Origin of the sequence: Halorientalis sp., assembly GCF_028275115.1 — an archaeon.
Lineage (GTDB): Archaea > Halobacteriota > Halobacteria > Halobacteriales > Haloarculaceae > Halorientalis.
Map to the genome: position 1 here is coordinate 1 of NZ_JAQCNH010000075.1, position 13,607 is coordinate 13,607.

A 13,607-nucleotide genomic window follows, 5' to 3' on the forward strand; every position below is an offset into this window, starting at 1 on the left:
CGCCCGCTCGTCCTGACGTTCCAGCGGGAGTTCGCCGAGCGTATGGCCGCCGAACCGGCAACCGACGAGTATGGCCGACTCTCGGTGACCGCCGGCCACTACGCCGACGTGGAGGTCGTCGAGACGATTCCAAAGAAGGCGTTCTCGCCGCCGCCGGCCGTCGAGAGCGCCGTCGTCCGCGCTCGACCGCGTGACCCGGACTACGGGGTTCCTGGCGACGACTTCTTCCTCGATTTCGTCACTGCCGTGTTCACCCAGCGTCGGAAAACGATGCGGAACGCGGTCCGGAACACGGCGCACATCTCCGGACTCGGAGATCCCGGCGCCGTCGTCGATGCGGCCGACGCAGAACTGATGGGACGGCGCGCGGGTAAAGTCACGCCTGCGGAGTTCGCCCGGTTGGCACGACTGGCGTGGGAGGTGGGCGACCCGTGAGCCCTGCGGTCTCGCTCGTCGGGGCCCTCGAGAAGCCGTTCGATATCCGGCCTGCACAGGTCACGGTGACCGCTACTGGGTGGCAGTGGAGGTCGGCGTCGGTCGCGGCGGCTCCGAGTACGCTCCGGGGGTGGCATTCGAGGCGATGACGGACCTCGTGGAACGTCGTGACCTGGACCAGGTGTATCAGCCTGCCGAAGACTCGCGGCTGCTAGCCGAAACAGCCGCCGAGCGCGTCGGGGACGGTGACCTGGTGCTGGACGTCGGAACCGGGAGTGGACACGTCGCGGCCGTGGCCGAGGACGCCGGGGCCGACGTAGTCGGCGTGGACCTCAACCCGCTGGCCTGTCGTGATGCCCGTGACAGCGGTATCCCGGTCGTGCAGGCGAACCTGACCGATCCCTTCCGCGATGGGGTGTTCGACGCCGTGCTGTTCAACCCGCCGTATCTGCCGACGCCCCCCGAAGACGAGCGTGACGACTGGATGGAGTACGCGCTCTCGGGCGGCGAGGACGGGCGTGCGGTTATCGAACCGTTCTTGGACGGTGTCGGTCGGGTCCTCGCGCCTGCCGGCCGGGTCCTGCTGCTGGTTTCGACGCTCACCGGACTCGACGCCGTCGTCGAGTACGCGGCAAAACGGGGGCTCTCCGCCGAGGAAGTCGCCGCCGAAAGCCACCCCTTCGAGCGACTCGTCGTGCTGGCGCTCGTTCCCGGACGTTCCACGGACGAGACGACGAACTAAGTCGGTCGCTGTCACATCGGACTCGACACGTTATCGACCGGAAAAAAGGACCGTCGGACGGTCCGAACTAGCTTCGCTCTGCCCCCGTCGAGAACCGATTACAGGAGGCCGCTGTTCAGGAGAAAGTCGGAGATCACCGACTGGAGTTCCGGCGGTAGCTTCTGAACGAAGCCGACGAGCAGTTCCCGAATCGTCGCCTGGAGACCGCCGTCTCCCCCTGTTTGTGCTGCTGCTGTACCAACCCCAAACACCCCCGCCAGGACGGCGAGGATTGCTTTCATGGCAGTTCGTTTCATGCCACCTGTCGGTATTCGGACCTGCATTATAAACGAGATGATTAACCACCCGCGTTTCCTGGAACAAAACATACTTTAAGATTACGAACGAGAAAATTTAATTCTCGAAAACTCGGTAGCAGCGACCGACGGGCCGGCGCTTCGGGCACGGAGTCGCGACGTATAACTCGGGAACATCAAATCGATTAGCAAATATTAAACGGCGTCATTTCCTACGGTATTCCAATGGCGAAGGTAGTCACGACGACACCGGGACTGTTCCCGTTGCCCGACTGGGCGAAAGACGAGTTATCCGATCTGAAAGGCCATCAGAAGGCCGATCTGATCGACGGTACCGAGGGTGCAGAAATCGAGGACACGTACGACCGCGTCCAAGGCGAACATCTCGACCATCAGCAGTCGGTTGGTTTGGACCGGGTCGTCGAGGGGCAGGGCCGGTGGGACGACATGATTGCCCACCCGCTCGCTGTCGCCGACGCCGTCGAAACGCGCGGTATCGTCCGTTACTACGACAACAACAACTTTTACCGGGAGCCCGTCGTCACCGGGGACCTCGCCGCGACCGGTGACGTGGCGGCCGAGCTCGACGCCGCGAGCGAACAGGTCGAATCGGGTCTGCAGGCGGTCCTGCCCGGTCCCTACTCGCTGGCCGACCTCGCGACCGACGACCACTACGGCGACGACGCCGCGTTCCTGGACGCCGTCGCTGACTTCCTGGCCGACGAGGTCGCCGAGTTCCCCAACGTCGAGACGTTGTTCCTGCTCGAACCGTCGTTGGTCGAGAACCCGCCCGACGACGGCGCGGACGAGCGCGCCAGCGAAGCCATCGACGCGGTGGCGAGCGCCGCCGACGCCGACGTGGTCGCACAGAGCTACTGGGGCGCACTGGACGAGAAGGTGTACGCGTACCTGATGGACGCTGACGTGGACGCCATCGGCTTCGACTTCGTGGCCGACCACGAGGACAACGTCTACAACATCAGCGAGTACGGGACGAAATCCGACGTGGCGCTCGGCATCGTCGACGGCCAGAACACGCTGGTCGAGGAGCCCGAAACCATCGCCGAGCGCATCGAGTGGGTCGACGACAACACCCCCAGCACGGAGTTCGAGACGATCTACGCGACGATCAACACCGCAACGTTCTATCTACCATCCAACAAGTACGAGGCGAAACTGGACGCGCTGGCGGCCGTAAACAGCGAGGTGATTTCCGCATGAGCGACACCCGAGAACAGTTCCGTCCGGAGAACCACCCGACCGACCACTTCCTGCTAACGACGGTCGTCGGCAGTTACAAGAAGCCGAAGTGGCTCGACCGTGCCCGCGAACTCCTCGAAGACGACAGCGCGGGGTTCGACGAGGACGACTGGGCCGAAGCCACCGACGACGCCGCTCGCCTCGTCACCGAAGAACACGAGCGCACCGGGATGGACGTAATCTGTGACGGCGAGATGCGCCGCAACGAGATGGTCGAGTACTTCGCCCACCTGATCGAGGGGTACGAGTTCAACGGCCGCGTGAAGGTCTGGGGTCACAACTACTTCGACAAGCCTTCGGTCGTCGAAGAAGTCGAGTACGGCGACGAGTGGCTCGTCGACGAGTTCGAGTTCACCGACACCGTCTCAGAGCGTCCGGTGAAGGTGCCGATAACCGGCCCCTACACCCTCGCGAACTGGTCGTTCAACGAGGTCTACGACGACGGGGAACAACTGGCATACGACCTAGCCGACCTCGTCAACGAGGAGATCGAATCTCTGGTCGACGCCGGCGCGAAGTACATCCAGATCGACGAGCCTGCGCTGGCGACCACCCCGGACGACCACGCCATCGTCGGCGCGTGTCTGGACCGCATCGTCGACGATATTCCCGACGACGTGCGCGTCGGTCTCCACGTCTGTTACGGCGATTACTCGCGCATCTACCCCGAGATGCTCGACTACCCCGTCGACGAGTACGACCTCGAACTCTGTAACGGCAACTACGAGCAACTCGACGTGTTCACCGAACACGAGTTCACGAAGGACCTCGCACTCGGTGTCGTCGACGCACACGCCGCCGAAGTCGAACCCGTCGAGGAGATCAAGGAGAACATCATCAAGGGCTTCGAGGTCGTCCCCCCGGAGCGGCTGACGGTCTCGCCCGACTGTGGCCTCAAGTTGTTGCCCCGCGACGTGGCCTACGGCAAGATGGAGAACATGGTGCAGGCCGCACGCGAGGTCGAGGAGGAACTCGACGCCGGCGAGGTCGACGCGGGACTGGCCGCGCCGACGAGCGACTGACTCCGTTCCGTTTTTACCGCAGTCGCGGATTGAGTCGGATATGGCCTCCCGTATTCGCGCCCTCCTCGGCCGCGTCCGCGCCCAGGTCGCGGACGACATCCGGTCCGACCCGTACCTGCCGTTCATCATCGTGCTCGCGGTCGTGCTCTGTAGCTTCTGGTTTTGGCACCGCATCCCGAACTTCGCGACCAGAGACGAAAAGAGCCGCCTGCTCGACGCGATGGTCCCCATGGGCCGGACGGTCGCCGACCCCAGTATCGAGACGCTCCAGCGAAGCGTCGAGTGGAGTCGGGTGCCGTTCGGGCCGACGCTCTACCTGTTCGGGCTCGCGCTGTTGCCCGTCCTGCTCGTGTCGGTCCTGACCGGCGACCTGTCGGCGTTCACCTCGCTCGGGTACCCCGACCCCGAGTTCGGCTTCTACCCGGCTTGGCACGCCACGCCCGAGTGGATCTGGACGTGGAGTCTCGTGTTCGTCCGACTGTTCAACGCCGCCTTTGCCGTCGGCGCGGTCTACCTGACCTACCGGCTTGGGACGGCACTGCGCGACCGGGCGACGGCCAGACTGGCCGCTCTCATCCTGACGTTCACCTTCGGCTTTCTCACCATCGCTCACGAAGGCGGCGAGGATATGCCCGCCCTTTTTTTCTTTTTGCTCGCGCTGTACCTGATCGTCCGTTACGTCCGGACCGGTGACGGAACGACGTTTCTTGCCGCCAGCGCGGCCGGTGGCGCAGCCATTGCGTTCAAGCTGACGGCCGGGCCCATCGTCTTCCTGATCGGGATCGCATACCTGCTGCGTGCCCGCCGTGCCGACAGTGAGTGGTACCGAGCACTGTATCAGCCGTGGCTGGTCGTCGGCGGGGGGCTGTTCGGCCTGATCGCAATTCTGGTCGGCTATCCGACGTTCCTCGTCGGCGGCGTCGACCTGTTCCTGGCCCGAATCTTCGAACAGTCGGCCGCCCGCGGGACCAACACCACCGGCCCGACCGCACCGACCTGGTGGTGGTTCCTGCGTGGGTACTTCAGCGCACTCGGGCTGCCGCTCTTTTTGACGGCACTCGTCGGGGTCGCGGCCAGTCTGGAGTCGGTGCGGGACCGAGCGACCAGTACAGCGGCACTCCTGTTAACCGTCGTCCCTCTCCTGATTTACCTCGGCCTGTTCTCCGGGTGGCACGACTTCCGGGTCCACCACCTGCTGCCGACCTTCCCGCTGGTCGCGCTCCTGCTCGCGGTGTCGCTGCGTCGGTTGCGCGAGCGAAACCCCTCGGTCGGGACGCCGGTGGTCGCTCTCCTGTTGGTGACGACCGGAATCTACGCCGGCGTCGGCGTCGGCAGTTACGCCTCGATGCCTCGCGATCAGGCGACCGAGTGGCTCCGTAACAACGCCGACGAGAACGCCACGATGGAGGTGTACCGACGCGACTTCCAGGACGCCGCCGTCCCTCACGACATGCGGATCAACCACCTGTTCGGGCCGGAGACCGACCGGGAAGACGCCGCTATCGTCGGCTGTCCCGAGTACATCCAACTGGGCTATCGCGACCTGCTCTATCTCAAAAACGGCACCTACTATCGCAACGGCGAGGACCAGCGGGAGTACTTCCGAGAGCTCCTCTCGGGCGAGTACGACTACCGCATCGTCGAAGAGTTCGGGCCGCGCCCGCCGGAGTTCGTGCCCGACCGACCGACGCCGGGGTCGCTGACGGACCTGTTCCACGTCGGCTTGGTCCCCCAGACCGACCAGTTCGCCGACGAGCAGGAACTCGCGGAGAACCAGTACACCGTTATCCTGCGACGGGAGGGCGAGTGCGGATACGGTCGATTCCCGCCGTTCTGACTCAGGCGGTGGCGAGTGTGTAACAGAATTCGGTGACGAACCCCACTGCCAGCAGCAGAAACCCCGCGAATCGGGGCCCCGACGTGACGTAGCCGTCGTCTTCGAGATAGTAGCCGACTGCCAGCGGCGCGACGGGAACGAACAGCGACACTGCGAGGAGAGTCAGCAGCAGAATGTCTGCGAGTACTCTCGCCGCCACCTGTGGAAGAACGGCCAGCAGGTACAGCCCACCGGTCAAACAGAGCGGTATCGGGACCGAAAGAATGGCCTCGGAGAGAAACGGACGCAGCTCTGAGCTAACAGGCGTATCGTCCCCGTGGACGAACTCGGACAGCGGGACGAACGGTGCGTCATTTTCCTTCTTTCGATTCCACAAGTACAGACCGAAGAGATACAGTGTCGCCAGGGGGAGGCCCACGACCACGAGCGGGGCTGTAAGGATTCGGTCCACCGTGGCGATGCTAAAGATAGGGAGCCGTGATTCACTGACGCTCACCCACCACCCGAACAGCGGTAGTGACTCGAATGCCTCGAGGATCCTCTCGGAAACAGAGACGGCCGGAGGTCGGACGCTGCTCGCGTGCGGAACCGGGAGCACCTCGATCAGCGACGAGAACCCCATCTGTGACAGAGCTACTCGAAGTGGCCACAGGAGACCCCTGACCGGAGAGATTCCCGTCGGTCGTAGCATCGATAGCACCACGAGCACGGCGAGAGCGAGCCACAGCCATGTGTAGTATCCTTTCCTCGCTATCCCGTGGATCGTCTCTCTGACGGGCACTGCAAACACGTCGAGTGCGAGCAGCACGGACCCGACCATCTGGAGCCCGAGGCTCGCTACCCCCCAATCGATCGTCCCCGACATCGCGCGCATGTTCGGTGACCGAGACATCGCAGTCTAAACCCGTATACGTTGTCGTAATTTACTCCGGGGCCAGGGAGGACACGTCCAGTTTCAGCGACGGGTACCAGCCCACGACCGCCGGAAGATACGTGCCGAGGAACCGGTCGATCAGGATCACCGCGACGATCACGTTGCCGGGAACGCCAAGCGCGACGAACACAGCCGTCGCCGTCGCTTCCGTGACCCCGACCCCGCCGGGCGTGAGTGGGAGCAGCGTGACGCTGTACGCCGCGACGAGGACGAGCGGGAGCAACGCGACGGGCTCGAAGTTCGCGCCGAAGCCCCACAGGAGAAGCAGGACGCGCAGGCCGGGCGCGAGCACGAGTGCACCGAGCCACCCTGCCCCGTAGTGGACCCAGACGCGCGGGTCGGTCGTCAGTTCTCGGAACGAAGCCGTCGAATCGGTCGTGAACTCGCTGCCGTCGCGCAGCCGCTCAGCCATCCGGCCGCCGACCCGGGGAACGCTCGCGACCAGCCCCGCGAGGCCCTCGATCAGCCGGTCCAGCAATTCGAGGTTCATGCCAGCGAGCAGGACGAACCCGCCGGCGGCGACGTACAGACTCGTCGAGAGGCCGACCAGTGCGAGCAGGCCCCAGGGGAGTCGACCGAAGACGAAACCGACCCCGACCAGCGCGACGAGGCCGTAGTACACCGCGTATATGCCGGTGTGGACGCCGGCGGTCGCCGTCGCGTCGGCGTAGCTGATCCCAGTCTGGCTCCGGATGACGAACGGCGCGGCGACCCGGCCCGAGAGCCGCGACGGGAGCAACTGGTTGACGAACTTCACGATCAGGTCCGCGCTGGCGGCCTCACGGTAGCGCACGTCGCCGAACGGCCGGCTCACGACGTACCAGGTGTAGAACCGGGCCAGCAACCCCGCCACGCTCACGACCAGCACCAGACCGACCGTCGCGGCGTCGAGGGTTCCCAGCAGGCCGAGAACGTTCCTGACGTCGACCTGCGTCACCAGCCACGCCAGTGCCGCCAGCCCCACCGCGTACTGCAACAGCGTGACCGCGACTCCGCGACGGGTGCGTTCGGACACGCTAGCGTCCCTCCGGTGACTCCCGAGCACCACTGGCCGTTTCGGCCGCCGGGTCCGTCGCCACGGCATCCGCGACGACGGCGCCAGCCGTCGTGAACTCGAAGGGCTGGTCGAGGATGCGTTCGACTGCCCGACGCATCCACACTCCGGTGCGGTAGTAGACGCGCTTCGGGACGCCCTCGACCGCGGGCAGGTCGACCAGTTCCCACGGGTGGACGTACAGTATCGGCGTGATTCCACGTCGGGCGAGCAGTCTCATGCCCAGGACGGTGTAGCGCGGCCCAAAAAAACGGATCCAGGTTCCGGTCAACGGGAGTCGCAGGCCCGGCATGACGCTCACGGGCAACTCAGCCAGCCCCGTCGGCGCGGCCGGGTCGACCACCGTCGCGGGCGCCGGTCTGTGGAGACCGAATTCACCCCCGTACCAGCCCGGAATCGCCCGACTCGGGACGACGCTCGAATCGTAGCGGTACCCCGCGTCGGACAGCGCCGCGAACTGGTTCGGACCGAACTCGAACGACGGCGCGCGAAAGCCCGACACCGGTTCGTCGGTGACGCGTTCCAGAACAGCCTTCGAGCGCGTAATCTCCTCGCGACAGTCGGCCGCCGAGAGCTCGGAGAGGTGACGGTGTGTGTGGGTGTGTGAGGCGATCTCGAAGCCGGTGTCGGCCAGTGCAGCTACGGCGTCGGGAAACGCCTCGGCGACGGCCGAAACGACGAAACAGGTCGCCGTTGCATCGTGTGCGGCGAGTGTCTCGCGGAGGAACTCGCCGCCCGCGAGTCCGACGCCCGTCTTCGTGGTCTCGCCGGCCGCGTTGCGGTAGGCTGGCGTCTGTGAGAACAGCTCGAAGTCGACGGAGAGAACGGCGCGGTCGCTCATCGACACCCTCCGTGTGGGCGGGACTGCGGCCGGGGCTCGAACATAGCCGTAGCCGGTGGCTGGAGTGGGGCAGACGACGTGTCGCGGTCGACGACGGTCACTGGTGAAGTGGCTTAGGTCGGCTCACTTCAAGCTGTCGTTGTCCCGGGTTCGCGGGTACTGTAGCGAGTTCCGTCCCGAACGCGGACGGAAAGACATAGTTGCATCCGTGTCATCGACGTGGATATGACACGGACGTTCGTCGTGGGCCTCGACGGGGCGAGCTGGCGGTTGCTCGACCCCTGGATCGAGGCCGGCGACCTCCCGAACCTCGCGGCCCTCCGGGCGGAGTCGACCTGGGCACAACACCGGAGTTGCCTGCCGCCCGTCACGTTCCCGAACTGGAAGTGTTACTCCGCCGGCAAGGACCCGGGCGGGTTCGGCGTCTTCTGGTTCGAGCGGGTCGACCTCGAGGACGGCGTCATCGAAGTCGTCAACGGCGGCGATTACGACACCGCCGAGCTGTGGGACTACCTCAACGACGCCGGCCAGAGTGCCGGTGTCGTCAACATGCCGACGATGTACCCGCCCCGCGAGATAGACGGACCGGTCGTCGCCGGCGGTCCCGACGCAGTCGCGGGCGAGTACCGATCGATTTCCTCGGGCTACACCGCCCCCGAGTCGCTGGCGGCCGACCTGGAGGACCGCTTCGACTATCGCGTCCACCCCGACCCGCTGCTCTCCTCCAACGAGGAACGCGGCGCGGAAGTCGAGGCCATCCTCGACCTGCTCGACAAGCGCTTCGAGGTCGCCCTCTCGCTGTTCGAGGAGGAGGAACTCGACTTCGTCCACGTCACGCTGTTCTACCTGAACGTCATCCACCACTTCTTCTGGGACGAACGACCGAGCAAGCGCGCCTGGGAACTCGTCGACGAGTGGGTCGGTCGACTGGCCGGTCTGGACGACACCAATCTCGTTCTCGTGTCCGACCACGGCTCCGCCGCGACACAGACGGAGTTCTACGTCAACGAGTGGCTCGCCGAGAACGGCTACCAGACGCGCACACAGACCGTCGACGGGGCGCTCAAGCGCGTCGGAATCGACCGCGAGACCGTTCTTTCGGCCGCCAAGCGGGTCGGCGCGGTCGACGTTCTCGCGAGGGTCGTCCCCGAGCGCATCCAGCAACTGGTGCCACAGAGCGCGGGGCTGAAGCGCTCCCGGAAACTGGAGGCCGTCGACCTCGACAGGACGAAGGCCGTCGCCAGCGCACAGGGCCCCATCTATCTGAATCCGGACTTCGACACCAAGGCCGTCCGCGAAAAACTGATGGCCGACCTCGCGACCGTCGAGGACGAACACGGCCGGATTTTCACCGACGTGTACCGCGGCGAAGAACTGTACGAGGGGCCCTACCTCGACGACGCCCCGGAGGTGGTCGTCGACCAGCGGCCCGGCGTCCACGTCAACGACGGGGTCGGCGGCGGCGTCGTTCGGACCGGCCCAGACCGCTGGGCCGCCGAGAACACGCCTAACGGTATCTTTCTCGCCTCCGGGCCGGACTTTGCCGACGCGGGACAGATAGACGATATCAGTATCCTCGACATCGCCCCGACGCTGCTGGTCGCCAGCGGGTGTAACGTGCCCGCAGACATGACTGGCGACGTGCTGGACATCCTCGCCGACGACCCCGACTGGACGACCCGCGACCCGGTCACACTCGCCGACGAGGACGACACCCGCGACGACGCGGCGGTCACCGACCGGCTGCAGCAACTGGGCTACATGGAGTAAGTGGGACACACTGGCCGTGGCCGGCTCCGCGCACCTCGACTGCCCGGCCGTTTTTCAGGACCGGCCGCGTAATAGCGGGACATGAAGAGAGCGGTCGTCACAGCGGTCGAGTCCGTCGCCGCCGACATCGCGTCGATGGAGGGCCGGGGTGCGACGACCGTCGCCGACGCCCTCGCCGCCCAGGCCAAAACGAGTGACGCCGAGACGGCCGATAGCGTCCGAATCGAGATGCACGCGGCCGCCGGCGAACTCTACGACACCCGGCCGACTGCCGTCTCTCTGGCCAACGCCCCCCGTTTCGTCTTCCAGGGGATGGACGGCACCACGGTCGAGGAACTCCGACGGTCCGCCGTCGACGCCGCCGAGATCGAAATGTGTGACGAGGCCGAGGTCATCGACGACGAGACCCGCGCCGACGTCAGGAAAATAGCCGTCGAAAACCCTGCGTTCGACGTGACACCGCCGCAGCATCTTGACGCTATCGTCGCCGAACGGGGGCAGTGTCCGCCGGAGGGCATCGTCACGCTGCTGTGCGAACTGTTCGGTGAGGCAACTGTCCGGCCCTGGGAGGGACCGGCGTGAGAGGTGTCCCGTGGCGCGTGTGATCTGTGCCGGACACGTCAACTGGGACGTGACCCTCTCGGTCGACCGTCTGCCGAGGGCTGACGGCGAAGCCACCATCACTGACCAGTCCAGGGCACCGGGCGGGAGTGCCTGTAACGTCGCGACCGGTCTGGCGACGCTGGGCTGTGCGGCGACGGTCCTCGGCAGCGTCGGGGACGACGAGAACGGCCGCCTCGCGGTTCGCGCCCTCGAATCGGTCGGTGTCGACTGCAACCCGCTGGTGACTACGGACGCCGAGACCGCAGTGAAGTACCTCGTCGTCGACTCAGACGGTGAAGTCGCGGTCCTCGGGAACGACGGTGGCAACGAAGCCTTCCAGGCCGACGACCTGGACGACACCACCCTCGCAGCCGCCGACCATCTGCACCTGACGAGCCAGGACCCGGCGACAGCCGCAGCACTGGCCGGCCGCGCTCACGACCACGATCTGCGCGTGAGTTTCGACCCTGGCCGTCGTATCGATGCCCGTGATTTCGCGGCCCCGCTCGCCCGAGCCGACCTCGTGTTCGTCAACGAGCGCGAGGCGGCGACGGCCATAGAGGACTATTTTGGGCCGGCCGACAGCCTCGACGAGACGGTCGTCCTGAAACACGGCGCGGCCGGTGCGGAAGTGTTGACGCCGTGTGGCCACTACGCGAGTCACGACGGGTTCCCCGTCGGGGCCGTCGACACCACCGGCGCGGGCGACGCCTTCGCTGCCGGCTTCCTGACGGTGTGGCTCGACGGAACGGATCCGGACTACGACCGCTGTCTGGCCGTCGGTAACGCGTGTGGCGCGCTGGCCGCTGGCGAGCGGGGTCCTCGCGCGAATCTGTCTCCGGCTCGGCTGGACGACCTGCTCGACGGCTAGCTCACCGCGGCGTCTCCGTCCCCCACAACTCGACTGCCGCGGCGTGTTCCGGAACGTCCCGGGCTTTCGCCTCGATGTCCGCCCCCACAGCGGCCGCGTCGACGGCTGCACGGAGTCCTTTCGTGCCGGCGTGCGTCCCGTCGGGGTGGCCGTGGACGCCCCCATCGGCCCGCACGCAGACGTTCGTCCCAACCCGGTCGAGCAGCTCCGGAACGGGACCGGGGTGGAGGCCGCCCGAAACCACCGGTAACGTGTCGTTCAGGCCGTGGAGGTCCGAGTAGAGCCACTCGTTGATTCCCGCGGTGTCCTCGTTTTCGAGTTTGCCCGGGCCCGCAGTGCCGGTGTGGAGCTGGTCGGCTCGACGGCGAACGTACAGACCGACTCTGAGTCACGGGGTTCGGAGCCGAGGTCGAGGCAGTCCTCGTAGTTGATGCCGGGCATGCCGCGACCTCGGTCGGCCCGGACTCTTAATCTGCCGCCGGGTTGTGGTCGAGCGAGCCGAAACGTGTAAGAGGTCGGTTGGTGGAAGATGCTAATACGATGACTACTGCGCCCGCAGTCCGTGTCTCGCGCATGCTCAGTCAGATAGACGATCCGGAGCGGGCCACGTTGTTGCGCGGGCTCTGGCGGATCTACCAGTTCGGTCGGCTGGTCGCACACGCCTACCGCGTGTTCCTGTCGCTGCTCGAGTGTCTCCTGTCGACGTTCGTCGTGACCGTCATCTGTCTCGTCGAGGCGTCCGTCGAAATCTTCACCGAGTGACCGCTGCCCGCCGTCACAGCGTCAGGAGCACCGCCATCGCCAACCCGACCGGCGCGGCGTAGATACATCCGACGACCACCAGACTCGCCCGGTCGTCCCTGAAACTGAGCAGATGACCGGCGACGACTGCTAGAACTGCCAGAACACCGACAACCGTCCAGTGAGCCGCGAACCCGGTCGTCCCGGTCAGCGCGAACACGGCGATAAGAGACGCCCCGGCCGTCGCCACGAAGTCGAAGGCACGTTCCCGGCGGAGGGCCGCTCCGACCAGCGCTGCCAGAATCGGACCACCGATGACGAGTCCGACCAGCAACGGGAACAGTGACCCGCCGCCGATTGCGAGGGAAGCCCCCCCGCGCTCGTCGCTCCGGAACCGCCCGAACCGGTCGTCGCGCATAGTCCCGATATTGGTCGCCCGTCTAAATAGTTACCCACGGAACTACGCGCTCGCGGCCGGATTTCCGCCACAACAGTCTTGCCCGTCGAACCGCAACTCCGTTCGATTCCGCATGATGGCGACGACCCACGCGTTCGTCGGTGCCGCCCTCGCCAGCGCGACCCTGTTTTTCGCCCCATCGGTCGCCCCGACAGCCGTGGCCGCAGGCTTCGTCGGCGGCCTCCTGCCGGACCTCGACCTGGTCTTCGAGCACCGACGCACGTTCCACTTCCCCGTCCTCGCTCCGGTCGGAACGTTGGCCGTGGTCGCAGTCGGCGTCACTGCTCCCTCTGCCACGACGATCACTCTCGCCGCCTTCGCCGTCGGCGCCGGTGTTCACGCCACGACCGACGCCGCCGGGGGGAGTACCGAACCCCGACCCTGGCTCCGTACTTCCGACCGGGCCGTCTACGACCACGTTCGTGGCCGCTGGCTCCGGGCCCGCCGCTGGATTCGCTACGACGGCGCACCCGAGGACTTCGCCGTCGCCACGCTCGCTTCCCTCCCCATGCTCGTGCTCGGCCCCGGCCCGAACCGGGTCCTGGCGGTCGCCGCTCTCGTCGTCTCCGCGGGCTACGTGCTGGTCCGGAAACGGCTGTGGGATATCACTGCCGTCGTCAGGCGGACCGCACCGGAACTAGTAGCGAGTCGCCTTCCCGTCCGCGAGTGGCCAGAGGACAGCTGACGGGTCCGGTATCCAGCCCCGACTCTACCACCGACGACGCACGATTGGCCCCTATTCGC

The 13,607-nt window shown here is 66.1% G+C and carries 15 protein-coding genes and 1 pseudogene; 10 read left to right on the plus strand and 6 right to left on the minus strand.

Going from position 1 to position 13,607, the window contains the following annotated elements; all coding sequences use genetic code 11:
* Both Q0964_RS09995 and Q0964_RS10000 read left to right on the plus strand, forming a co-directional pair.
* On the plus strand, nucleotides 1-435 hold a 435-nt coding region (locus Q0964_RS09995), incomplete at its 5' end, for a 16S ribosomal RNA methyltransferase A (protein ID WP_299266738.1).
* A 145-nt stretch (nucleotides 436-580) separates the two neighbouring features.
* Nucleotides 581-1,177, plus strand: coding sequence for a HemK2/MTQ2 family protein methyltransferase (locus Q0964_RS10000; protein ID WP_299266860.1), 597 nt, complete (start codon nucleotides 581-583; stop codon nucleotides 1,175-1,177).
* Between the two features lie 98 nt (nucleotides 1,178-1,275).
* Here Q0964_RS10000 and Q0964_RS10005 read toward each other — a convergent pair whose 3' ends face one another.
* Nucleotides 1,276-1,473 carry a hypothetical protein gene (locus Q0964_RS10005; RefSeq protein ID WP_299266741.1) on the minus strand — a complete coding sequence of 66 codons (198 nt, stop codon included), beginning with the start codon at nucleotides 1,471-1,473 and terminating at the stop codon, nucleotides 1,276-1,278.
* Nucleotides 1,474-1,698: 225 nt separating this feature from the next.
* Here Q0964_RS10005 and Q0964_RS10010 point away from each other — a divergent pair, with 225 nt between their 5' ends.
* Genes Q0964_RS10010 through Q0964_RS10020 form a run of 3 tightly spaced genes read left to right on the plus strand, consistent with a single transcriptional unit; the run spans nucleotide 1,699 to nucleotide 5,592 of the window.
* Nucleotides 1,699-2,694, plus strand: a complete 996-nt coding sequence (locus Q0964_RS10010) for a 5-methyltetrahydropteroyltriglutamate--homocysteine methyltransferase (RefSeq protein WP_299266742.1) — start codon at nucleotides 1,699-1,701, stop codon at nucleotides 2,692-2,694.
* Nucleotides 2,691-3,755, plus strand: a complete 1,065-nt coding sequence (locus tag Q0964_RS10015) for a methionine synthase (RefSeq protein WP_299266744.1) — start codon at nucleotides 2,691-2,693, stop codon at nucleotides 3,753-3,755. The genes Q0964_RS10010 and Q0964_RS10015 overlap by 4 nt, the downstream gene beginning before the upstream one ends.
* Before the next feature lie 40 nt (nucleotides 3,756-3,795).
* Nucleotides 3,796-5,592, plus strand: a complete 1,797-nt coding sequence (locus Q0964_RS10020) for an ArnT family glycosyltransferase (protein ID WP_299266747.1) — start codon at nucleotides 3,796-3,798, stop codon at nucleotides 5,590-5,592.
* Between the two features lies 1 nt (nucleotide 5,593).
* Here the strand turns inward: Q0964_RS10020 and Q0964_RS10025 are convergent, their stop codons facing one another.
* Genes Q0964_RS10025 through Q0964_RS10035 form a run of 3 tightly spaced genes read right to left on the minus strand, consistent with a single transcriptional unit; the run spans nucleotide 5,594 to nucleotide 8,421 of the window.
* Complete coding sequence (locus Q0964_RS10025; RefSeq protein WP_299266749.1) at nucleotides 5,594-6,466, minus strand: hypothetical protein; 873 nt, start codon at nucleotides 6,464-6,466, stop codon at nucleotides 5,594-5,596.
* 49 nt (nucleotides 6,467-6,515) lie between these two features.
* Complete coding sequence (locus Q0964_RS10030) at nucleotides 6,516-7,541, minus strand: lysylphosphatidylglycerol synthase transmembrane domain-containing protein (RefSeq protein WP_299266752.1); 1,026 nt, start codon at nucleotides 7,539-7,541, stop codon at nucleotides 6,516-6,518.
* Between the two features lies 1 nt (nucleotide 7,542).
* Entirely contained in the window at nucleotides 7,543-8,421 is an 879-nt protein-coding gene (locus tag Q0964_RS10035) for a polysaccharide deacetylase family protein (protein WP_299266755.1), read from the minus strand.
* 225 nt (nucleotides 8,422-8,646) lie between these two features.
* On the opposite strand from Q0964_RS10035, the gene Q0964_RS10040 reads away from it, so the two are divergent.
* The 3 genes from Q0964_RS10040 (at nucleotide 8,647) to Q0964_RS10050 (ending at nucleotide 11,665) form a co-directional block, all read left to right on the plus strand.
* Entirely contained in the window at nucleotides 8,647-10,191 is a 1,545-nt protein-coding gene (locus Q0964_RS10040) for an alkaline phosphatase family protein (protein ID WP_299266758.1), read from the plus strand.
* Between the two features lie 81 nt (nucleotides 10,192-10,272).
* Nucleotides 10,273-10,773, plus strand: a complete 501-nt coding sequence (locus tag Q0964_RS10045) for a translation initiation factor eIF-2B alpha/beta/delta subunit family protein (protein WP_299266761.1) — start codon at nucleotides 10,273-10,275, stop codon at nucleotides 10,771-10,773.
* 10 nt (nucleotides 10,774-10,783) lie between these two features.
* Nucleotides 10,784-11,665: an ATP-dependent ribose-1-phosphate kinase gene (locus tag Q0964_RS10050; protein ID WP_349254457.1), complete on the plus strand. Its 882-nt coding sequence runs from the start codon at nucleotides 10,784-10,786 to the stop codon at nucleotides 11,663-11,665.
* 1 nt (nucleotide 11,666) lies between these two features.
* Here the strand turns inward: Q0964_RS10050 and Q0964_RS10055 are convergent.
* A pseudogene (locus Q0964_RS10055) lies at nucleotides 11,667-12,020 on the minus strand (RuBisCO large subunit C-terminal-like domain-containing protein); the annotation flags it as partial.
* 185 nt (nucleotides 12,021-12,205) lie between these two features.
* Here Q0964_RS10055 and Q0964_RS10060 point away from each other — a divergent pair.
* Nucleotides 12,206-12,427, plus strand: a complete 222-nt coding sequence (locus Q0964_RS10060; RefSeq protein WP_299266766.1) for a hypothetical protein — start codon at nucleotides 12,206-12,208, stop codon at nucleotides 12,425-12,427.
* Between the two features lie 13 nt (nucleotides 12,428-12,440).
* On the opposite strand, the gene Q0964_RS10065 is transcribed toward Q0964_RS10060, so the two are convergent.
* Entirely contained in the window at nucleotides 12,441-12,824 is a 384-nt protein-coding gene (locus tag Q0964_RS10065; RefSeq protein ID WP_299266769.1) for a hypothetical protein, read from the minus strand.
* Nucleotides 12,825-12,936: 112 nt separating this feature from the next.
* Here Q0964_RS10065 and Q0964_RS10070 point away from each other — a divergent pair, with 112 nt between their 5' ends.
* Nucleotides 12,937-13,548 carry a metal-dependent hydrolase gene (locus Q0964_RS10070; RefSeq protein ID WP_299266771.1) on the plus strand — a complete coding sequence of 204 codons (612 nt, stop codon included), beginning with the start codon at nucleotides 12,937-12,939 and terminating at the stop codon, nucleotides 13,546-13,548.
* Nucleotides 13,549-13,607 lie beyond the last annotated feature (59 nt).